The organism is Paraburkholderia kururiensis JCM 10599 = LMG 19447, assembly GCF_003986935.1.
Classification (GTDB): domain Bacteria; phylum Pseudomonadota; class Gammaproteobacteria; order Burkholderiales; family Burkholderiaceae; genus Paraburkholderia; species Paraburkholderia kururiensis.
The window spans coordinates 299,968-322,353 of the sequence record NZ_RJZE01000005.1 but is presented as its reverse complement, the minus strand read 5'-3'; the positions used below and the strand labels follow the sequence as shown (position 1 = coordinate 322,353).

15 protein-coding genes are annotated in these 22,386 nt (G+C 63.7%); 5 read left to right on the top strand and 10 right to left on the bottom strand.

Annotated features, from left to right (window positions below; genetic code table 11):
- Positions 1-10: 10 nt before the first annotated feature.
- Both tssH and tssA read left to right on the top strand, forming a co-directional pair.
- On the top strand, positions 11-2,692 hold the full coding sequence (gene tssH / locus PKKP23_RS08355; protein WP_126876537.1) for a type VI secretion system ATPase TssH: 2,682 nt from the start codon (positions 11-13) through the stop codon (positions 2,690-2,692).
- Between the two features lie 3 nt (positions 2,693-2,695).
- Positions 2,696-3,847, top strand: a complete 1,152-nt coding sequence (gene tssA, locus PKKP23_RS08350) for a type VI secretion system protein TssA (RefSeq protein ID WP_126876536.1) — start codon at positions 2,696-2,698, stop codon at positions 3,845-3,847.
- Positions 3,848-3,944: 97 nt separating this feature from the next.
- On the opposite strand, the gene PKKP23_RS08345 is transcribed toward tssA, so the two are convergent.
- From PKKP23_RS08345 to PKKP23_RS08330, 4 genes are all read right to left on the bottom strand, one after another.
- Entirely contained in the window at positions 3,945-4,931 is a 987-nt protein-coding gene (locus PKKP23_RS08345) for an OmpA family protein (protein ID WP_126876575.1), read from the bottom strand.
- A 7-nt stretch (positions 4,932-4,938) separates the two neighbouring features.
- A complete protein-coding gene (gene tagF / locus PKKP23_RS08340; RefSeq protein ID WP_017777327.1) occupies positions 4,939-5,931 on the bottom strand; it encodes a type VI secretion system-associated protein TagF in 993 nt (330 codons plus the stop codon).
- The gene (tssM, locus tag PKKP23_RS08335) at positions 5,928-9,851 is read right to left on the bottom strand and encodes a type VI secretion system membrane subunit TssM (RefSeq protein ID WP_017777328.1); all 3,924 of its coding nucleotides are present in this window, start codon (positions 9,849-9,851) and stop codon (positions 5,928-5,930) included. The genes tagF and tssM overlap by 4 nt, the downstream gene beginning before the upstream one ends.
- Before the next feature lie 325 nt (positions 9,852-10,176).
- Complete coding sequence (locus PKKP23_RS08330; protein WP_026121951.1) at positions 10,177-11,022, bottom strand: M15 family metallopeptidase; 846 nt, start codon at positions 11,020-11,022, stop codon at positions 10,177-10,179.
- Positions 11,023-11,143: 121 nt separating this feature from the next.
- Here PKKP23_RS08330 and PKKP23_RS08325 point away from each other — a divergent pair, with 121 nt between their 5' ends.
- The 3 genes from PKKP23_RS08325 (at position 11,144) to PKKP23_RS08315 (ending at position 16,123) form a co-directional block, all read left to right on the top strand.
- Positions 11,144-12,190, top strand: coding sequence for a hypothetical protein (locus tag PKKP23_RS08325; RefSeq protein WP_126876535.1), 1,047 nt, complete (start codon positions 11,144-11,146; stop codon positions 12,188-12,190).
- A gap of 406 nt (positions 12,191-12,596) precedes the next feature.
- Positions 12,597-14,813 (top strand): TonB-dependent siderophore receptor, encoded by a 2,217-nt coding sequence (locus tag PKKP23_RS08320; RefSeq protein WP_240658825.1) that lies wholly within the window; start codon positions 12,597-12,599, stop codon positions 14,811-14,813.
- A gap of 11 nt (positions 14,814-14,824) precedes the next feature.
- The gene (locus PKKP23_RS08315; RefSeq protein WP_126876534.1) at positions 14,825-16,123 is read left to right on the top strand and encodes a PepSY-associated TM helix domain-containing protein; all 1,299 of its coding nucleotides are present in this window, start codon (positions 14,825-14,827) and stop codon (positions 16,121-16,123) included.
- Between the two features lie 87 nt (positions 16,124-16,210).
- Here PKKP23_RS08315 and PKKP23_RS08310 read toward each other — a convergent pair whose 3' ends face one another.
- The 6 genes from PKKP23_RS08310 to PKKP23_RS08285 form a co-directional block, all read right to left on the bottom strand.
- Complete coding sequence (locus tag PKKP23_RS08310) at positions 16,211-17,050, bottom strand: anti-sigma factor family protein (RefSeq protein ID WP_017777333.1); 840 nt, start codon at positions 17,048-17,050, stop codon at positions 16,211-16,213.
- Complete coding sequence (locus PKKP23_RS08305; RefSeq protein WP_017777334.1) at positions 17,047-17,580, bottom strand: RNA polymerase sigma factor; 534 nt, start codon at positions 17,578-17,580, stop codon at positions 17,047-17,049. The genes PKKP23_RS08310 and PKKP23_RS08305 overlap by 4 nt, the downstream gene beginning before the upstream one ends.
- Positions 17,581-17,790: 210 nt before the next feature.
- Positions 17,791-18,591 carry an ATP-binding cassette domain-containing protein gene (locus PKKP23_RS08300; protein ID WP_126876533.1) on the bottom strand — a complete coding sequence of 267 codons (801 nt, stop codon included), beginning with the start codon at positions 18,589-18,591 and terminating at the stop codon, positions 17,791-17,793.
- Positions 18,591-19,589, bottom strand: coding sequence for an ABC transporter permease (locus PKKP23_RS08295; RefSeq protein WP_126876532.1), 999 nt, complete (start codon positions 19,587-19,589; stop codon positions 18,591-18,593). The genes PKKP23_RS08300 and PKKP23_RS08295 overlap by 1 nt, the downstream gene beginning before the upstream one ends.
- Positions 19,589-20,680, bottom strand: a complete 1,092-nt coding sequence (locus tag PKKP23_RS08290; protein ID WP_126876531.1) for a sugar ABC transporter substrate-binding protein — start codon at positions 20,678-20,680, stop codon at positions 19,589-19,591. The genes PKKP23_RS08295 and PKKP23_RS08290 overlap by 1 nt, the downstream gene beginning before the upstream one ends.
- A 489-nt stretch (positions 20,681-21,169) precedes the next feature.
- Positions 21,170-22,222, bottom strand: coding sequence for an aldo/keto reductase (locus PKKP23_RS08285; protein WP_126876530.1), 1,053 nt, complete (start codon positions 22,220-22,222; stop codon positions 21,170-21,172).
- Positions 22,223-22,386 lie beyond the last annotated feature (164 nt).

Sequence of the window (22,386 nt, the reverse complement as noted above, 5' to 3'; positions counted from 1 at the left end):
GACGCACCCGATGAGCACGCCCCTCAAGACCCTCATTACCAAACTCAACACGACGTGCCGCCAGGCCACGGAGCGCGCGGCCAGTCTCTGTCTTGCGCGCGGTCACTACGAGGTGGACCTCGAACATCTGTTCCTCGCGCTGCTGGACGAGCCCGCCAGCGACGCGGCAATCGTCCTGAAGGCGAGCGGCGTGGACGTGCACGCGTTGCGTGCCGACCTCGAAGGCGAACTCGAGCGGTTGAAGACCGGCAACACCAGAACGCCGGTGTTTTCCGTGCATCTCATCGAACTGTTCGAGCAGGGGTGGCTCATTGCGTCGCTGGATTCGCAGATCGGACGAATTCGCTCGGGGCATCTGCTGCTCGCGTTGTTGAGCGCGTCGGATCTCGCACAATTCGCGCAACGCATGTCGCCGCGCTTCGCCGGCGTACGGGTGACGGATCTCAAACATCGCTTCGACGAAATCACGGAAGGCTCATGCGAAGTCGAGCGTGCGACCGCAACCGGAGCCGATACCGCCGAGGACGCACAAGGGCCTCAGGCGACCTCTGGCGGTCCTTCCCGAACGCCTGCGCTGGACACCTACACCACCAACCTCACTGAGCGTGCCCGCGAAGGCAAGATCGACCCCGTGGTGGGCCGCGAACGCGAGATCCGCCAGGCCATCGACATCCTGATGCGCCGCCGCCAGAACAACCCCATCCTCACGGGCGAAGCGGGTGTGGGGAAAACCGCGGTCGTGGAGGGACTTGCGCTGCGCATCGCGGCAGGCGATGTGCCGGCCGCGCTCTCGGGCGTTGCGCTTCACGTGCTCGACATGGGGCTATTGCAGGCGGGCGCCAGCGTAAAGGGCGAATTCGAAAACCGCCTGAAGAACGTGATCGACGAAGTGCGAAAGAGTGCGCACCCGATCATCCTGTTTATCGACGAGGCGCATACGATCATCGGCGCGGGCGGGCAGGCGGGCCAGAACGACGCCGCCAATCTGCTCAAGCCTGCACTCGCGCGCGGCGAATTGCGCACCATCGCGGCCACGACGTGGAGCGAATACAAGAAGTACTTCGAGAAAGACGCGGCGCTCGCGCGGCGCTTTCAGGTGGTGAAGGTCGAAGAGCCGGACGAAACGCTGGCCGCAGCCATGCTGCGCGCGATGGCCGGCTTGATGGAGCGCCACTTCAACGTGCGCATTCTCGACGATGCCATTACCGAGGCCGTGCGCCTTTCGCATCGCTACATCAGCGGACGGCAACTGCCGGACAAGGCGATCAGCGTGCTCGACACGGCGTGCGCGCGCGTCGCGCTCGCGCAGAGCGCCACACCAGGCGCGATCGACGACGCGAGAAAGCGCATCGAACGCACGGAGACGGAAATCGCGGCGCTCGAACGCGAGGCCGCGGGCGATGCGCTTGAAGATCCGCAGCGCTCTGAGCGGCTCGCCGCGCTGCGCGCACAACTCGCGGCGGACAAGGAAACCATGACTGCCGACGAGGCACGCTACGCGCAGGAACGCGAACTGGTGACGGAGATCGCCGCGCTGCGCAGTCAGATCGATACGCTGCGCGAGCGCGCGGCCGATGCCGCGCAATCCGACGAACTGCGCGAGGCGCGCGAAACACTCACGCAACACGTGGCACGTCTGCACGCGTTGCAGGGCGCGCAACCGATGGTGCCCCTGCAGGTGGACGGCCACGTGGTGGCAGAAATCGTCGCGTCGTGGACCGGTATTCCGCTGGGACGCATGGTGAAGGACGAAATCGGTACCGTGATGAACCTTCAGCCGTTGCTCGCTGCGCGCGTGATCGGCCAGGACCACGCGCTCGAGGCCATTGCGCAGCGCGTGCGAACCGCGAGCGCAGGGCTCGAAGATCCGAACAAGCCGCGCGGCGTCTTCATGTTCGTCGGGCCCTCGGGCGTGGGTAAAACCGAAACGGCGCTCGCGCTGGCAGACGTGCTGTACGGCGGCGAGCGCAAGATGGTCACGATCAACATGAGCGAGTATCAGGAAGCACACAGCGTCTCGGGACTCAAGGGCTCGCCGCCGGGTTATGTCGGCTACGGCGAGGGTGGCGTGCTGACCGAAGCGGTGCGGCGCAATCCGTACTCGGTTGTGCTGCTCGACGAGGTGGAAAAGGCCCATCCCGATGTGCTCGAAATGTTCTTCCAGGTCTTCGACAAGGGCATGATGGACGACGCCGAAGGCCGCGAGATCGACTTTCGCAACACGCTCATCATTCTGACGTCGAACGTGGGCTCCACGACCGTGATGCAGCACTGCCTCAACAAAGGCGAAGGCGAGTTGCCCGACGCGGACGAACTGGCCGAACTGCTGCGCCCGCAGCTGTACAAGGCGTTCAAGCCCGCGTTCCTCGGCCGCATGAAGGTCGTGCCGTACTACCCGATTTCCGACGACGTGCTCGCGCAGATCATCGAACTGAAGCTCGATCGCATTCGCCGCCGCGTGGAAGCGAATCATCATGCTGCGTTCGAATGGGACGAATCGCTCATCGACGCCGTGCTCTCGCGGTGTACCGAGGTGGATTCGGGCGCGCGCAACGTGGATCACATCCTGAACGGCACGCTCTTGCCCGAGATCGCGCAGCACGTGCTCGAACGCATCGCCGACGGCGAACCCATCGCGAAGATTGCTGTGCATGCGCACGAGTCGGGCGAATTCGAATACACGGTGGAGTAACGCATGCCAATCGATCTGAAACTGCTGATCGAGCCCGTGAGCGAATCGTCGCCGTGCGGCGAGGACTTGCTGTTTTCCGCGGACTTCGACGCCATCCAGCACGCGCGCCGTTTCGACGATCCTTCGCTGGATCAGGGCGAGTGGGTGACGGACATCAAGGAAGCCGACTGGTCGTTCGTGGTCGCGCGCGCCTCGGCGCTGCTGGGCTCGCAGACGAAGGATTTGCGGCTCGCGGTGTGGCTGACTGAAGCGCTGGCGATGGAAGACGGCGTGCCTGGGCTCACGCAGGGCTATGCGCTCGTGACGGGTTTGTGCGAGCGGTACTGGGAGTATCTGCATCCGCTGCCGGAAGGCGACGACGCCGAATACCGTCTGGGCAATGTCGGCTGGCTCGTGGGGCGTACGGCTGAACTGCTGCGCGCAGCGCCGCTCACGCAGACGGGCGATAGCTCGTTCAGCGCGCTCGACTGGGAGGTCGCCACGCACGCGGCGCAGGCGGCGAAGCGCGACCCCGAACACGCGGACGACATCACGCGCGGCAAACCGGCTGTCGAGCAGATCGAGGCGAGCCGGCGTGCTACGCCCGCGCGCTTTTACGTATCGCTGCTCGCGGAGTTGAGGGCGTTCGAAGACGCGATGCTGGGCCTCGAACGCGAGCTGGATCTGCGCGCAGGCGAAGTCGCACCGAGCTTTCGCAAGGCAAAAGACGCGTACGAGTCGGTGTATCGGCTGGCCGAGCGCTTCGCGCGCGAAGCCGGCGTGAACCCGGATGCACCCGACGGTCAGGCGGCGCGGGAATCGAAGCAGGATCAGGCGGCGGGTGCGCAGGAGCGTACCGAGCCGACATTCAAGACGCCGTTGTCGCACGAGGCTGCCGTGCCCACCACACTCGCTCCCGCATCACAGACCACGCACGTGTCGAACGTTGCGTACGCCGGCATTCAAAACCGCGCGCAGGCCGTGGCTCAACTGCGCGCGGTCGCGAAGTATTTCCGCAGCACCGAACCGCACAGTCCGGTGGCCTATCTCGCGGACAAGGCCGCCGAATGGGCCGACATGCCGCTGCACGAATGGCTTTCGACGGTCGTGAAGGACGACGGCTCGCTCTCGCACATCCGCGAGTTGCTGGGCATCAAGCCCGACGCGAACGGTTGAGGGTCGCAGCAGAGGAGCAGCGGGCGTTCGCTGTTCCTCGCGGCTCGCGCGCCGCGTGAAGAGGCGCTAGCGCCTCTTCACATAGGAGCCTCGCTTATCAGAGCCCCGCTCTGAATTCGATTCGCCGATTGCGGGCGCGGCCGTCGGTGGTGTCGTTCGAGGCAATGGGCTGATCGGGGCCCACGCCTGTCGTGCTCAACTGTTGCGGCGAGATGCCTCGCGCCACGAGGTAACCCTTCACCGCATCCGCACGCGCCTGGCTCAACGCAATGTTGGACGCCCGATTACCGAGGTTGTCGGTGTGGCCGATGATCTCGACGGTCTTCGTCGACATCTTCGAAAGTACCGTCGCCATCTGATCCAGAATCGCGCGGCCTTGTGGCGTGAGCGTCGCGCTGCCGGTTTCGAATTCGATAGTGCGGTTCGCGAGCGTGCGATCGAGCAGCCCTTGCTCGGATGCGCTCACACGCAGTCCGTTCTTGATGGTCCATGTGGGGTTCAGCGCGTTGGCCATGTCGCTTGCAAGCTGCTGGCGCTGCGCCTCGTTGCCCACTTCGCCTTTCACGTCGATCTGCGTGCCGTCGATCTTGAGTTGCCCCTTGCTGATCTGCTTCAACTGCGGGCCGATCAGCTTCTGCACGTTGGTGCCCCAGTTGGGCGGCGTGGCAACGTTGCCCACTTCGATCTGATCGACCACGTTGGTCGCGCCGTACGTGTCGCGCAGGCGTTGCAGCACGGCTGCCTTCGTGGCTTCATCCGGCACCTTGCCGCCTACCACGACCTGGCCCGGCGCCGTGTTCGCTGCGGGCGGTACATAGGTCGTGCCGCTGCCGGCCGAGGCGCCCGGGGTTGCTGCGGCGTTGACGCTGCCGCCCGTGCCTGTGGGCGCGCCTGTCGACGCGGGAGGCTGCGGCGGCAGGATCGTCGTATGGATCTGCACGCCGCTGTTGTCCACGGGCGTGACGTTCGCCGGGCCGGCGTTGTCGGCGCGCGCCGGGCCAGAGGCGGCGAACAGCACGCAGGCCGCGGCGCATGCAATGGCGGCGGTGGACGGGCGTAAGGCGCGACGGTCGATGGCGCTCATCATGCGGTCATGCTGCGACGAACGCTTCGCGAAACGTGTCGATGGCCATACGCAACGAAAGCTGCGGTTGGTCGAGATAGCTGACAAGCTTGCTGATTCCATGGTCGTTCTGTGCATGAGCGTCGATCCACTCGGGATCGTCGATGTCGATGTTGTGCGCCGCGTACGCCTGCGGATCGACGACGCTGTGCAGCGTCTTCGCCGAGGCACCGTTGAAGCCCACCACGAGCCGCTCGCGCGAGGCGATCGTGCCGATGAAGATGGCCAGCTCGAAGTCGGCGTGCGCAACAAAGGGCGCAATCAGCTCGAGCCAGAACGCGGCAACGAGACTGCGATAGAACGGGTCTGTCGGCAGCGGCAGCGTGAGACCGCGCTCCAGATGCGACGAGCCGCTCGTCATCACGGGCCGCAGCAGCGAACCGAGCGCGAGCATCGCGCCGCGCAGTTTCACCGGGTGGCCGCTTGCGAGCAGCATCTGTTCGAGTCCGGCGAGCGTCTGGTGTTCCACGAAATCGTTGAAAGTGCCGTCGTGCGGGCTGCCGGGGCCTGCGCTCGTCTCGATGGGCACGAGCGTTTCGCCCAGCGCCTGGAGCGCGCCCGCCGGCTCCGAGGCGCCCAGCAACGGTTTCATCTGCGCGGCCACACGTGACCAGAGCCGCGCAAAAGCGAGCGGGCTACGCGCGAGAAACGCGAGCGGCTGGTTGACTTCGAGCGCCGTGGCGGCAAGGAACGGAAAGCGCCGCGACGACACGTCGTGGCTCGCCATCATGTGACCCGCAATGGCGAGCCGGCTGCGTGAGCCGAGAAACGCGAAGTGCATGGGCCGCGCGTCTTCGTAGACGATCTTCCAGCGCGGGTCTTCCGCGAGCAGCTCCATGGCCTGGGCGATCCAGTGGTCGAGCGTCTGGAGCAGTTGCGGGTTATGCGCGCTTTTCACGAAGTCGCCGCGCGACGGGATCTTGCCAAAGTAGGCGATCTGCGCCTCTACGGTTTGCGTCATTGCGCACTCCCCGAATGCGATGCTGCCGATACGACAGCGGATGACTGCGTGCCTGCGCCGGCGTTCGCGGCGGGTGCGACGCCCGGCGTGGCGACGCCCGACGCGGATGCTGCTCCGGCTGCCGGGACCGTCGGCGCGGTCAGCGCCGTGGCCGCGCTCACGTCGGCCACGGAGGAGGGCAGTCGCAGCCCACGCAGGCTTTGCTGCTGGGGCGCGTCGCCGGAGCCAGCGCTGCTGCCACCGCCGCCCGTCGGCTGCGAGCTGCTGATGATGCGCATGCTGACCGCCACGGTGACGTTGCCCTGCGTCCACGACAGATCGAACGTGCCGTCCGGGCGGCGCTTGCGTTGCGCCGAGTTGATGAGTTTTTCGAGACCGTAGCGTCCCGGCTCGTTCACGAGCTGCAGCGTGCGGCCGTCGAAGGTGGTCGCCGTGAGCGTGGCGCCCGGCGAGCCTTGCGGGTTCGGCCACACGAAGTTGGTCCATTGCGGCGGCGTGTTGCGGTAGCGCAGCTGCTGCCCGTCGATGGCGATCGTGTACTCGGTCGTGCCGGTGGCCGGTTGCGGCAGGATCTGGAATACGGTCTGCGGCTCGCTCGATGACTGGCCGCTGCCTGCCGCGCCGCCCGAAAGCGGCGCTACCCAGCGGGCGAAGCCGTTCGTGAAGTCGGGCGTGAGCGCGAGGCCCATGTCGCCCCATGTGCGTGCCGTGAGCGTGTCGCCGCGGCGTACCGCGAGCGGTCCGAGCGTCGTGCCCACGAACTTCGCGATAGCGCCGTCCGGCCCGAAGACCTGGGCAATCTCGCCCGCGCCGGCTTCGATCTTCGCGTCACCCGAGAACGGATACTTGTTCGCGAGCGAGGTCTGGAAGGTCTGGTACACCTGCGCGTTCCAGATCTTGTTGACCTCCACGGTAGCGGGTTGAATCACCACGGCGTAGGCCTGCATGAGCGGACGCACGAGCAGCGGACGCAGCGCCTTGCGTTGCGAATCCGTGAGGCCCGTCAGCATCTGCTCGTCCACGAGCTTCAGCGAGTCGGCGAGTTCGGAGCCGTTGCCGTCCAGCGTCTGCTGCATGAGCTGACGCGCGCCCGGCCCCGGGTCACCCTGGTTCTTCAGCACGTTGAAGCGCGTGCGCACCTTCGAGAGCGAATCCATGTAATTGCGCAGCAGCGACGTGCCCTCGTGCGTCTGCACGATGCGCGCGAGCCCGGTGAATTCTTGCCCGATGGGACCCATGGGCAGTTCGACCGGATTGCCGTTGATGTCGACGTTCGCTGTTTGCGCGGGTGCCGGAGCGCGCGAGAACAGGTTCTTGAACCAGCCCGTCACGCCGGCCTGCGCACTCTTCAACACGGTATTGGCAAGCGACGGGTTATCCCACGACGTCTGGTCGTACGCGGTTTCCAGCACCTTGCGAATGGGCGAATCCTGCGGATCGCCCAGCCGGTTCATGGCGTCCACGGCCTGGTTGAAGCTGCCGAAGCTCTGCACGGCAATGCCCTGCATGAACTTCTGCCAGTGCTGGGCGTACTCGGTCTTGTACATCTGCACGAGCGCCTTCTGGATCTGCTCGGGGCTGCCTTCCAGCGTGAGGTCGTCGGTGGCCGAGGTGTTGAGCACCCAGTCCTTCGCCTGCAGTTCCTTCGTGGCGGCGTCGCGAATGGCGGGCTGCACGTACTGGAACCACGCTTCGCGCGTGAAGGTGCCCGGAATGGCGTAGCTGCCGGCCACGAGGCCGTTATTCGATTCGCCGACGATGCGCGCCACCGTCATCGGCGCAAAACGCGTGGAGGCGCGTGCCTTGATTTCTTCGTAGACGCGCTGGCGTGCCGGCATGCCGCGCACCACGCGGCGCAGGTTTTCGCGGGTCTGGTCGACGAGCGCGAGGTTCTCGTCGATCATCGGCCAGTCGTCGTCGGTGACGCGCGAGAGGTAGAACGTGATCATGCGCTCGGCGCTGCGGATCATCTCGTCGCGCGGCATGTTGCCCCGGTTCGTTTCGAGCCAGCCGCGCCAGAATCGCGCGAGCTGGTCGGTGAGATGGGCCTGCTCGACGTGGCGCTTGTCCGAGAGCATGAGGTACGTCTTCAGCGCGTTGTAGGCGTCTTCGACGTTCGTGGGCGACGCGTCGCTATAGAGGCCGCCCTGGCTCGTGGAGGCCATTGCCGCGTGTGCGGAGACGGGCATCGCGCCGGATTCGGGCGCGCGCGTCATGGGGGCGAGCTGTTCAGGGTGCGCGTTGACGTCCTTCAGGAACGACGCGAGGTTCTGCGAAACGGGCGTGAGCAGGATCTGCTTGACGCCGTTGTAGTACTCGGCGAGCAGATGCTGCTCCAGCCGGTCGCCCTGATACAGGCCGAGCGAAACCGAAAGCGGCTTGTCATGGCGGAACTGTTCGAGCTGCTCGATGCGGTCTTCGAGAATGTCCATGGCCTGCAGGCGCGATTGCAGGTCGCTGCGGTTCTGCTGCAGGCGCACCACGTTATCGAGATCCGCCTGCACGTTGGCCGTGAGTTGCTGATTGCCGATGGTGGACCACGTCCAGCCGCCCAGCGCAAGCGCGAGCGCCGCGACGAAGCCGAAGAACGTGGCATAGCGCAGCCGTGTCTTCGCCGGGCTTGCGAACTGACGCACCGTTTGCTTGTCCGCGAAGATCACCTTGGAGAACAGGTCGCGCAGGAAAAAGCCGTATCGCGAGACGGCGCCTTGCGGTTGCGGCAAGCCTTCCGCCGAGAGCCCGAAGCGGTTCGCGATGCGTTGCGCGGCGGCGCTGTTCGTTTCGCCTTCCTGCAATGCACTCGTGAAATAGAAGCCGCGGAAGATGGGCTTGTACTGGAACGGGTTGTTCTCGAACAGCGTGGCGAGAAACGCGCGCAGCGCCGGCTTGATGGTGGAGAACTCGAGCGGAAAGCTCAGTTGCCCAGGTGAGAGCTTGTTGCCGCGGCTGATGGAGAGTTGCGCAACGCTGATCTCTTTCAGTCCTTCGTAGAGTTCTTCGAAGCGTTCGTCGAAGAGCGCGACGATGTCGCGTTTCTCGTCAGGCTCGTAGGGCAGTGTGGCGCCCCACACGCGGTCGTATTCGTTGCGGTCGTTGCCGCCGAAGAATTCGCTGAAGCCCGTGATGAGGTCGGCCTTCGTGAACATCACGTAGACCGGCGCGAACACTTCAAGCTTCTCGGTAAGTTCCTGCACACGCTGACGCAGGTTCTTCGCAAGGTTGATTGCGAATTCGGGGCGATTGCCCGTGAGTTCCGCGATGCTCGCGGTCACGATGATGCCGTTGATGGGCGCCTTCGGACGGTGCCGCTTGAGTAGCGAAAGAAAGCCGAGCCATTCGCTGCGGTCTTCCTCGTGCACCGAATAGCGGCCCGCCGTATCGAGCAGGATGCCCTCGGTCGTGAAGAACCAGTCGCAGTTGCGCGTGCCGCCAATGCCGTGCACCACGGCGTTGTTCTTGTCGGCGAAGGGGAACTGCAGCCCCGAGTTCAGCACGGCGCTGCTCTTGCCGGCAGCCGGGTTGCCGATCACGATGTACCAGGGCAGCTCGTAAAGCGCCGAGCCGCCCGAGACCTGACCGATCTTGGACGTCTTGATGGTCTTGACCGCATCGATGAGGCGCGCGCGCAGCGTGTCGAGTTCGGCCTGACGTGCAGGCGGGGCGGCGGCTGCCGCGGCCTTGTCGGTCTCGGCCTGCTGCTCGAGCATTTCGCCCAGCTTGCGATTGGCGCGCCGTGCACGCAGGCGCCGCACGAGCCACACCACGAGCCATAGCGCGACGAGCGCACCCAGCACGAGCGCCGGCCATAGCGGCGGTAGATCGAGCAGGCTCGCGCCGACGAACAGGACCGCTGCGAGCGCGATGAAGCCGACGATCGTGAGCGTGCGTTTACTGGTCAACACGGTGAGAAAGCGTTGCATGGGTGCCGTTCAGTGCTGGTGATGTACTCGGTGTGGTGTGCTTTTCGAGCCGGTGGGCGCAGCGCGGATGGCATGCGGCCGCGTCGGCGTTCTGCTCAGCGGCGCTGGAGTCTCGCGAGCGTAGCGGGCCCCGGTTGCCGGATCGTGTCTGGATGGCGACAGATGCCGCCCGCAGCAACTGCATGGCGGTTATCGCAATTTCGTGAAGGAAAAATGACGAAGGGTTCGAAAGTCCCGTTTGCACAGGATTGAACGCGCCATTTCCTGGCGGTGGAAATTGTTAAATGCCCCATGCGCCCCCTTTCTTATGTCGTTTTCGCGCAATTTAGTGCGCGCGGCCCAATACGAACCCGGGCTTGTGATATTCGACGTGCCCCAGATCCATCATTTTCCAGCGGCCGCCCCATGTGAGACCGACCTGCTCGGCGGTCTGTCCGTACAACTCGTAGCCTCGCATGGCCCATGGATCTTTTTCTGAAATGACCAGCTTGCCGTCACGCAAAAAGGCATTGTCCGCGGCCAATCCATATTGGTGATAGCTCTGATACGCCGCGGCATTGGTCACGTTTCCCCCCATCTGCGCGAGCCGGTTTTGCCGTTCCGGGCTGCGATAGCCTTCCAGCAAGGCCATTTGATAACCGTATTGCTCATGCATGATCTTGTACACGAGCAATAAGCGCGTTCTGAAATCGGCGTCCAGCAGGTTCCAGTCGCGGCTTGCGTCCTGCAGCGCAGGCCGCACCTGCTCGACTTCCTGCGTGGCGAAGACCTCAGGCGGAAGCGGCGGCGGGGGCACGAGCTGCTCGCCATTCAGCAGGGCAGCGATTTTTTCGTCGGGCACCCGCACATTGTCGTCATATTGAAATAGCTGACGGCCTCTCAATGCAATTGCAATCAACGGCGGCGTGGCAAGAATACCTGTGGCAGTAAAAATCAGCAAGCGCCGGCGTATCAGCAAATTTTGCACGTCGACTAAAGTTGTTTGGGAAATTTTTGCCGATTTATGTAATTGCTCGCGAGTGCGCATTGCATGCGCCGATGCACGGCGCATCACGCGTCCGTGAATCTGGAAGGCCGCACCCAGAATGGATGCGCGCACTGCCGGCAAAAGGACCATTGCCGCGGCCAGCACGACGACAAGGAAATAGAAAGTAAGGACCGCTGCAATCAAGGTGCACCCCGCAATTTGCTGGCAATTGTATTTTGTAATGCGAGACTTTAGAATCAGCCTGCTCGCCAGGTTCGGACATTATTATCGCGGCGAATTAAACAAGGATTCAATGAGACAGCGAATGAGTGCGCCGGACAGCCCGAATTCCAGAACCCCGCCCAGCCTGCTTTCCGATACGGCTCCGGCAAGCGAAGCCAACGGTTCGCGCATCCTCGCGAACCTGGAAGGCCGTGTCGTACCTCCCGCAGAGAAGAAGCCGCCGCGCGCGAAGAAGCCGCTCGTGGTGGGCGGATTGCTGGTCGTGGCGCTGGCCGCAGTGGGCGCCTGGCAACTGCAAGGGCGCTACCAGACGCATCCTGCTGGCGCAGCGCAGGGCGACGCCGCGACTACTTCAGCGACAACTTCAGCAACAACTGCCGCGGCACAGGCGAGTGGCGCGAGCGCTGCTCAAACCACTGCGGCCAGCCCCGCGCCGGCTTCTGCGTCGCAAGCGGCAACCATCGTGGCCGACGATTCGGCGAGCGCACCGAATGCGTCGGGCGCGGCGTCGTCGCCGGACGTGGCATCGGCATCAGGGGCCGCCGACGACAATCGCCTGTCCCGCGCCCTGGCGAATGGGGCTGAGGACACCGGCGCACCGGCCTCGGCCACCACGCTTGCGGTTGCGCCGGCGAAGAATGCGAAGTCTGCCTCTGCCTCTGCCGCTGCGACGGCAGCGAACAGCAAGCAACACGAGACAGTCGCATCGCGCGGCAAACATGAGGCGCCGAGTGGCGGCCACCATGCGGCGAAACCTGTAGCCGTAGCACAGACGCAGAAGTCTCGCGACACGAAGGGCGGCAAGACCCACGACGACTCGGACGCGGACTTGCTGGCCGCGCTCGTCGCGCGCACGAAGCCGTCCACCGAGTCTGAGAAGGAAGCGCCTGCGAAGCCTGCGCAGTCGAAGCAATCTTCGGCGAAGCAGGCCAATGCGAAGGAAACCTCGAAGCAAGCCCCGACAAAAATCGCGGCATCGAACGCAGGCGATGTGCGCCTCGCGGAGCGCGTGAAGGAGTGCGGCCAGAAAGGCTTCTTCGAAGACCAGCTCTGTCGCTGGCGTGTCTGCGACGGGCATTGGGGTAAAGACCCGGCTTGCCCAACTGCCGCGACGACACGGCAGCCTTGACGCGCCCGCGCGCCTGCGCGGAACCGGTATCGCGCTACCGTTAGCTGTTCTTCAAACTCTCCAGATGTAGTAACGCCGCCCTGCCTGTTGTGCCCTCGCTCGGGCGCGCTGCAGGGCGGCTTCTGCTTCAGCGTCATCCGGTCGCGGCTCCGCGAACTCTTCCGGATTCAGTTTTCTCCCCGTCGACAAGGCCACGCCCGAAACGCCCGCGTTGCCGGACTATTGCCATGTCACGCGAGGGCGCCGTCCTGGCGGCCCTCCAGCCGTCCCACTCCGCACGCTGCGCATTTCCTCTTGCGATTTGCATAGTCCTCCAGTACGATGCGCACAAAATCTAAATGCAAATGACTCGCATTTAGATTTTGTGCGTGGATCACCAGACCAACAAAGAGCGAATCGACAAAGCATGGGAACAGACTTCGGGGCTGTGCGGCACGCGGTGCCGGCGCAGAAGCGTAACCGGTGCGCGTGGCAAATCGCCTTGGCATTTTCCTGGCTCGCCGGCCAGCCTGCCTGGGCCGCGACGACAGCCGACAGTACGAATGCCGGCGTCTCCACGACGCCGTCCGCTGCGCCGGCGAGCGGTGCGAAGCAGGGCGACACCGTGCTACCTGCCGTGACGGTCAGCGCGGCGACGGCGGGGGAGTCCGAGCAGCATCTGGAAACGAAGGTAGCGACGGGCGCGCTCGGCAGCCGCTCGCAGCTCGACACGCCGTTCTCGACCACCGTAGTGGACGAAGAGGAACTGGCGGCGCGTCAGCCGGGCAAGCTCGGCGACATCTTCATGGGCGATGCCTCCGTCTCCGACAACTCCGACGCGAACAGCGCCTGGGCCAGCTACATCACCGTGCGCGGCTTGCAGCTCGACTGGCAGAACGGTTTCAAGATCGACGGCATGCCGTTCAACGGCTATGGCATCACGCTGCCTTACGAGCAGTTCGAGCGCGTGGAACTGCTGAAGGGGCTCTCCGGCTTCATGTACGGTTTCGCGACGCCGGGCGGCATCATCAACTACGTGACGAAACAGCCTGGCGCGACGCCTGTGCGTAGCGTCGACATCGGCTATCGCAACAACGGCGTGTTCAGCGAGCATGTGGATCTGAGCCAGCGCTTCGGCCCCAGCCAGATGTTCGGTGCGCGCCTCAATGCCACGCACGAGGAGGGTAAGACCTATAACGAAGGCGAGTTGAATCGAAACTCGGTATCGCTCGCACTCGACGCTCGATTGACCCGCTCGCTCTCCGCGGATTTCAACCTGCTCTACCAGGAGCGCAGCGCGTCCAGTCAGCCGCCGTCCATTTCGGTTGCGCAGTACACCGGCACGAGCCTGCCCGCGACGATCAGCGGCGGCAACGGGAATCTCAGCAGCGCAGGTCAGCATCTGAACACGAACCTGCAGCTCTATACCGGCGGCATTCATTACAAGCTCTCGCCGGACTGGACCGCGAGCCTCGTGTACAGCTACAGCACCGCGCGGCGCGACCGCAACGAAAGCACGCTTTATCTCGCGAACAGCTCGGGCGACTACACCGACTCGCGCTTCTACGGCATCGAAGCGCATCAGTACAGCCAGATGCAGGCGCTCGTGGAAGGCAAGGTGCGAACGGGCATGCTTGCGCATCAACTGGTGTTCGGTGCGTCGTGGCAAAAGCAGGTGAACTACTACGAAGACGGCAGCTTCTACGGCACCATCGGCACGGGCAACATCTATTCGCCGAACCTGAATGCCTACTATCCCTCCGTCAACGCAGGCACGTACCGCGCGAGCGACATCACGCAAAAGGCCCTGTTCGCGAGCGACACCGTGCAGATCACCGACCGCTGGTCCGTGCTCGCGGGCATTCGTTACACGAACTACGAGCAACGCGGATTCGATCTGACCGGCGGACAAACTTCGTCGTACGGCAAGAACGGCGTGATCACGCCATCGTTCGCGGTGATGTACAAGCTCGACCCGCGTACGACGGTCTATGCGAGCTACGTCGAGGCGCTGGAAGCGGGCGCTTCGGTTGCGTCGACCTATGCGAACGCGGGTGCGCTGCTCAACCCCCTACGCAGCAAGCAGTACGAAGTCGGCATCAAGACGGCGCACAACCGCTGGAGCGCAACGGCTGCATTGTTCCGCATTGAACGTGGCGCCGCCTATGCGAACAGCGCGAACGTTTATGTTCAGGATGGCGAATCGATCTATCAGGGTCTCGAAGTGGCCGGCGCCGCGCAGATCGGCTCGCAGTGGAACGTCGGCGGCAGCATGATGCTGCTCGACTCCTGGTACGCGAAAGGCAGCACCTACAACGGTAACCGCGTGGCGGGTGCGCCGCGCTTCGTGGTGGCAGGACATGTGGGTTACATCGTGCCCGCCGTGCCGGGGCTCGAGCTTGGCGTCGATGCGAAGTTCACCGGCAACACGTCGCTGCGCGAGGCGGGCGACCTGAGTGCAGCGGGCTTCCTGCTCGTCAATCTGGGCGCGACCTATCGCACACGCGTCGGCGCTCACGACGTCACGCTGCGCGCCGCGCTCGACAACGTGTTGGGCCGCCGCTACTGGGAATTCCAGTACGCCGACTACGTGAAGCCTGGCGATCCGCGCACGATCAGCCTGAACGCGAAGATCGATTTCTGAGCGGCGTCGAGATGTCCGTGAGACCCATCCTGGTTCGCCTGCATCGCTGGTTCGGGCTTGGAACAGCGGTATTCCTGTTCCTTTCGGGACTCACGGGCTCGATCATCGCCTGGCACCGCGAACTGGATGCTACGCTCAACCCCGCGTTCTTTTATGCCCACACGTCGGGGCCAGCATTACCGTCGCTCGAACTGGCGAAGCGCGTTGAAGCCGCGGACCCCCGCTTGCGCGTGACCTGGCTGCCGCTTGCAGCGGAGCCGGGGCGCACGTTGCAAGTGCTCGTCGCGCCGCGAAACGATCCTCATACCGGCAAGCCCTACGCGCTCGACTTCAATCAACTGGCGATCGATCCCGCCACGGGCGCGGTTCAGGGCCGTCGCGAATGGGGCGCGTTGTCGCTTTCGCGGCTCAATCTGCTGCCGTTCCTCTACGAACTGCACTACACGCTCTATCTGCCCGGCACGGCGGGCGGCCTGGCGACAGGCGTATGGCTCCTGGGTTTTGTCGCCATCGTATGGACGCTTGATAGCGTCATCGCGTTGATGCTCGCCTTTCCCAGCTTCAAGACATGGCGCAAGTCGTTCGCGTTTCGCGTGCGTCGCGGCGGTTACCCGCTGGCCTTCGACGTGCATCGCTCGGGCGGCGTGTGGGTATGGGTATTGTTGGGCGTGATCGCTGTCACGTCGATATCGATGAACCTCAGGGAGCCGGTTGTGCGCCCTGTGTTGTCGATGTTCTCCACGCTGGCGCCCGAGCCGGAGAGCGAAGCGAAGCCCTCAGCCCAGCCGCAGCCGCAACCGGCGATGTTGAGTCGCGAACGCGTTCTCGAACTCGCGAGCGCCGCCGGGCGGCAGTTGAAGCTGCGCGCGGCGCCAGGCGGACTCTTCTTTTCACCGGATCGCAACTACTACGCGGTGGGCTACTTCGCCCCCGGTGACGACTACGGCGACTATCACCTTGGCAACGCCTGGACCTATTGGGATGCCACGACCGGAACGCAGATTGCGCGTACCGTGCCGGGCGTGGGCAGCGCAGGCGACCTCTTTCTGCAGGCGCAGTTTCCGCTGCATTCGGGGCGGCTGTTCGGTACGGCAGGGCGCATCGCCATCAGCTTCATGGGCGTCATGGTCGCGACGCTGAGCGTGACGGGTGTCCTGATCTGGATGAGGAAGCGGGCAGGGCGGCGGGCAGCCGCGTTGCAGACGAATCGCGAGCGCAAAGCGAGGCGAGCGAATCCGCAACGCGATGAACGACGAGGCGACGAGCGAAGCATCAACGCGCCACGTGCGGCAGAACCCGCACAGAAATAACCCGGCGAGAAGCGTTCACACACCCTTGCTACGCTCAGCATGAGCGACGACGGCCCTGCCGACCTCGTGCATCCAGACCACACACGCTTACGTCATCGAGTTTCCGCGCGGCGTGTTCTCCGTCGCATTCCCATACAGATCGCCCGTTTTTCCGTTGACGATCCGCTGCGCCATTTCGTTCAGATCGACGCTGTCGTTGCGCGCGAGCAGCACATAAGCGAGCTTGTTGGCACGCCACGTCACGGTCTTCATTTCGCCTACTTGCTGCGTGCGAAGCGGGGCGTCGCCGTGCGTATCTTCAATAACGCAGAGCGCGACCGGGTCGCCGCGTTCAGGCAGATACACCATCTGAATCAGCGGACGGTTGTGGTAGTAGAGCACCTGCACACGCTTGAACTTGAGTCCTGCCTCGCGCAGGTCGGGCACACGAATCGGCATGCCCTGGCGCTGGCTCAGGTCCGTGAGAATCTGCTCGGTAGCGGTGTGGTCTTCCTTGAGGCTTGCTACCGTTTCGCGACCGTAGAGCACCTGATAGTCGGCCACGCTACGCACCCACGGATCAACGCCCGCGTGCAGCGCATTTCCGCTCGCGAAATACGCGGTCAACACACCGGAGCAGATCGCGCCCGCGACGAACGCCGCGGCGAGCCACGGCATCTGCGTGCGGCGAGCCGGCCGTGTTGCGCGTTGCGGCGGCGTGCTGACGCTCACGAGCTCGTCGATGCGGCGCGTGAGGCTCTGCGGCACGGGCGGCAGATGCTGGCGCTCGTAGGCCGCGCGATACGGCAGGCACGATGCGCGCAACGCCGCCACGCGTACCGACAGATCGGGCGAATGCGCGACGGCGGCTTCCACCTCGGCGCGCTGCTCGGGCGGCAGTTCGCCGTCCACGTACAACATCAGCAACGTATCGTCGACGTTCGTCATAGTGCTTCCCCCTTGCGGGTGGAGGCTGGCGCCTGTACCCCGAATTGTTGTCCGACCGTCAGCCTCGCGCGCGAGAGCCGGCTCATGATGGTGCCGATCGGCACGTCCAGTACCTCGGCGGCTTCGCGATAGCTGAGTCCTTCGATGGCCACCAGCACCATGACCACACGCTGCGCGTCCGGCAGCGATTCCACCGCGCGAATGACCTGGCGGTGCATGAGATCGACTTCGGGGTTGTGTCCGGAGGGGTCGGCGAACGACTCGATCTCGTCGTCCTGCCAGTCCATGCTGCCGCGGCTGCGAATGGAGCGCGAGCGCAGTTCATTGAGCCACGTCGAATGCACGATCGAAAACAGCCAGCTGAGTGCCGACGTGCCAGGCTGAAGCTGATTTCTTCGTTCGAGGGCGCGAACGCACGCACGCTGCACCAGGTCTTCGGCGTCGTGCTGGTTCTGCGTGAGGCGCAGCGCGAACCGCCACAGCCGCGGAAGCAGCGTGGGCAGCACGGCTGGCAGGTCGTCGTCGTTCATCGAATCGTTCCGGTATCGGTCACGCGCGTACCGGAATAACAGACAGGACGAAGAATTATTCCACGCGAGCCGCGAAATTTTGGGCGGGGACTTCGCGACGCGAAGGGGCTGATCTTGAAGTGATGGGTGAAGGGAATATGTAAGGCGCTATCGAAGTGCACGAGCGCAACGGCGCGCGACGCCCTGCGGCCCGCGCCGATCACAAACGGCTCAGCGCGTACCCGTCCGCATTTCGCGATATTCGCGGCGCACGATGTCCATCAACTCCGCCACCGACGTGCTCGCGCAATCGCGTTCGTAAGTCACGCGGCCGCGCTGCATCAGCATGATGCGATCGGCAATGTCGAGCGTTTGCGCGTAGTTGTGCATGATCATCGCGATCGAAAGGTTGCCCTTTTTCTTGAGCCGCATGATGAGGTCGATGATGAGTCCCGCCTCGCGGGCGCCCATGGCGGCGAGCGGTTCGTCGAGCAGCAGGATGCGCGCGTTCGAATTGACCGCGCGTGCCACGGCAATGGCCTGGCGCTGGCCACCCGAAAGCTGCTCCACAGGCAAGTCCACCGAAGGCACGTGTACGCCGATATCTTCCAGGCACTCGGCCGCGCGCAGGCGCATGGCGCGGTTATTGAGCAGACGCAGCGGGCCGCGATGCACGATCTCGCGGTTCAGGAACATGTTGTGATAAATGCTCAGCGAGTTCGCGAGCGCGAGATCCTGGTAGACGCATTCAATGCCGAGCGCGCGCGCGTGGTCCACCGAACGCAGCTCCGTTTGCTCGCCGTGCACGAAGAGCGTGCCGCTCGTCTGCGGATGAAAGCCCGTGAGGATCTTCATGAGCGTGGACTTGCCCGCGCCGTTGTCGCCGAGAATGCCGAGAATCTCGCCCTGGCCGAGGCGGATGTTCACGCCGTCCAGCGCCGTGACCGCGCCGAAGCGCTTCACGATGTTTTCGCCGCGCAGCGCATCCACGGTTGCCGCCGCCGTAACCGGAGTCGTAGCGGTGTCCGTCATCACAGCTCTCCTTTGCGCGCGAGCCGCATGACGTGGATGTTGATGATCATCGCGGCCAGAATGGCGGCGCCCAGAATCATGTTGAACGTGAACGCGTTGATGCCGATGAGCGTGAAGCCGTCGTTGAGAATGCCGAGCACCGCCGCGCCGATGAAGCCGCCGATGATCGTGCCCGAACCGCCCGCGAGCGGTGTGCCGCCAATCACCGCGGCTGCCACGGCGAGGAACATGATCTGGTTGCCGCCTGCCTGCGGGTCGATCGAACTGATGCGAAAGCCTTCCAGAATGCCCGTAAAGCCCGCCAGCAGCGCGGCAATGATGAAGTTGCCGAGCTTGAGCCGGCGGATCTGGATACCGGCCTCGCTCGCCCCCAGCGGATTGGCGCCCGCCGCAATGGTGTGCAGGCCCCAGCGCGTGTAGCGCAGCGTGACGTGCATCACGAGCGCAATCGCCACGGCCCAGATGATTTCGCTGTAGCCCCACGCACCCATGAACGAAGCGAACGCTTCGCCCTCGGGCGGCGTCACGGGCGTGCCGCGCGAAATGGTCAATGTGAAGCCGTTGACGAAGAAGAGCGTGCCAAGCGTAGTGACGAACGATGGAATGCGCAGATACACCGTCATGGCGCCATTCACGAAGCCCACCGCCGCGGCTGCAAGCACGCCGGCGAGCACCGCCGCCCACGCGGGCGCACCGGCCTCGCTCGCGAAATGCATGACGAAAGGGGCAAACGCAAACACCATGCCGGCCGAGAGATCGATTTCGCCGCCGATCATCAGCATGATTTCGCCGCACGCGATGATGGCCGCGGGCGCGATGAACTGCGAAAGGTTCTGCAGGCTCGCGCCCGTCAGAAGAAAGTCGCGGTTCATGAATTCGAAGTAGGCACTGAGAATCAGCGCCACCACGAAGATGCGCGTCTCGCTCGAACGTGCAATCGTGCCCAGCCGCCGTTGGGGCCGGGCACTGCTGGTCTGTCTGTCAGCCACGGAAGACATTACGACTTGATCCCGCCGCTGCGCGGCACGATTTGCGCCTTGGTGCTCTTGCCTTCATAGCGCGTCGACGTATTGAGATAAGGCTCGACGGTGCCCTTCGTCACGAACTTGAGACCGGTATTGATGTTGGCCGGGCCAACCAGCCCACCGGACGCGAGGAACACGAACGCCTCCAGAACAGTATAGAAGCCCTGCACGTAGGGTTGCTGGTCGATCGTGAAGTCGAGCACGCCTTCGTGAATCAGTTGCACGGTGCGCGGCAGCAGGTCGAAGCCGCCGCCGTGTACGCCCTTCGACTGAAGATTCGATTCCTTCATGACTTCGGCCACGCCCTGCGTGCTGCCCGCGTCGACGGCGAACATGCCTTTCAGGTTCTGGTGGCCGAGGTAGAACGACTTGATCTTCGAGAGTTCCTCGTTGACCGTCGCGCCCGTGGCGATGGTTTGCGCATCGATGTTCTTGCCCGACTTCTTGATGGCCGCCATCGCGCCGTCGAGACGCGGCTGGATGTTGAGCTGCCCAGGCGTAGCGATGAAGAGCGCGACGAGTCCGCTGTCGATCAGGCTCGCAATGCGCTCACCCATCTGATACCCGGACAGATACAGATCCTGACCGATGTACGCAAGACGCGGATTTGTTGTGCCCGAAGGGGCGTCCGCGTTGTACGCGAACACAGGGATGCCGGCGTCGAGCGCGTTCTGAATGGGTTTGTCGAAGGCTTTCGGATCGACAATGGGCACGGCGATCGCGTCGGCTTTTGCTGCAACGGCCGCATTCAGCGCATTCACCATTTCGCTGACGTCGGCATTGGCGGACCCGGTCCATTGATAGTCCATGCCGAATATCGCAGTCGCGTCCTGAATGCCATATTGCGTTGGCACAAAGAAAGGATTCGTCGTCACGTGATTGACGAATACGATTTTCCACCGCTTATGGCCTGGAAATGGCGCGGCTTCGGCCGCCTGTGCCGGCGAAATTGCACCGCCAAGCAATGCCATTGCCGTGGCGAGCCCTGTTCCCAGTGCGGCTCCCTGCAATAGTCCGCGCCGGGAGTCGTTCACCTGATCCGCGTCGTCACGCTTTTGCGCCATGATGGTCTCCTGTTTCCGTCGTGTTGAGTGTCGTATCGTCAACGGCGGCGCAAGCTCGGAAGAGAGCGGGCACCGGGCATCACAACTTCCTGCGGCGGCCGCCGGCCTGTCGCTCATGCGTGGGTGGTGGGGCGGGCTGCGGCGTGGAAAAAATGCTATATCAGGCGGTTTTGTCCAATAATCGCGGTATACCCTTAACTAGTCGGACTATTTTTACGGAACTATCTATATAGTGGGGTTTCAGTATTTCAATTACCTGGAATGGTAATACTATAGATATTTTTCTAGATATTGGGAAAACGCAGGAAAAGACTGGATTGCGCGCCCGCACGCTTAATGAAGCTTTCGAAATGAAATAAAGGCTGCAACCCGTAGACATATCGCGCTACGGCGAATATCCGCGTTTGCGCAGGCCACAAAAGGAAGGGCCGGTGCTGCGCTATCGGTATAGCACAGCACCGGCCCATGCAGCGGACCTAACCTGCGTGTTTACTTCATGTACGGCGCAATCAGCGAAAGGTCTGCGGCGCCCAGGCGATCGCTTGCCGTTTGCATCTGGTGCCAGTACGGGTAGAGCAGCGGGGGCTGGCTGACCTTGTCGAGTCGCTCGCGCTCTTCCGCGGTGAGCTTGAGATTGGCCGCGCCCAGGTTGTCGCGCAATTGCGCTTCGTTGCGTCCACCGATGATGACGGACGCCACCGCGGGACGCCCCAGCAGCCACGCGAGCGCGACCTGTGCCGCCGAAACGCCGCGCGCGCCCGCAATGTCGACCAGAGCGTCGACAATGGACCACAGCCGTTCCTGATCGCGAATGGGCGGCTCTTTCCAGCCTGCCAGCTGACGCGTGCCTTCCGGCGTGACGTCGCGACGATGTTTGCCCGACAGCAGGCCGCCCGCCAGCGGACTCCACACGAGAATGCCGAGCCCCTGGTCAAGCGAGATGGGCACGAGTTCGTATTCCGCTTCGCGCGCTTCGAGCGTGTAGTGAATCTGCTGGCTCACGAAGGCCGGCAGACGATCGCGCGCGCTGACGCCGAGCGCTTTCATCAGATGCCAGCCCGAGTAGTTCGAGCAACCCACGTAACGCACCTTGCCTTGACGAACGAGCAGATCCAGCGCTTCGAGCGTTTCTTCGAGCGGCGTCACGCCATCCCATTCGTGCACCTGATACAGGTCGATGACGTCGGTCTTGAGGCGCCGCAGGCTTGCCTCGCAGGCCTCGATCAGATGATGGCGCGAGAGGCCGCGATCGTTCGGGCCATCGCCCATCGGAAAGCGTGCTTTGGTGGCGATGAGCACGCCGCTCTTGCGTTTGCCGCCCAGCGCTTCGCCCACGATCTCTTCAGACGCGCCGTTCGAGTACACGTCTGCCGTATCGATCAGATTGACGCCTGCGTCGAGGCACATGTCGATCTGGCGGCGCGCTTCGTCGAGTCCCACTGTGCCGACGTTCGCGAATTTGCCTTTGCCGCCCATCGTCATCGTGCCGAGTGTGAGGCTCGATACCTTGAGGCCGGAACGGCCCAACTGGCGATATTCCATGATGAAACTTTCTCCGCTTGAGGGGTTACCGTGATTGCGGCCGACGCGCGACCGATTGCGTAAGGAATTCCATGACGATATAGAACATCGACCTATCGTTCCAATGGAAAAATGTGCTTAAATTAAGCGCGATTTTCGATTAATCCTGCATTCATTCCGCTTTC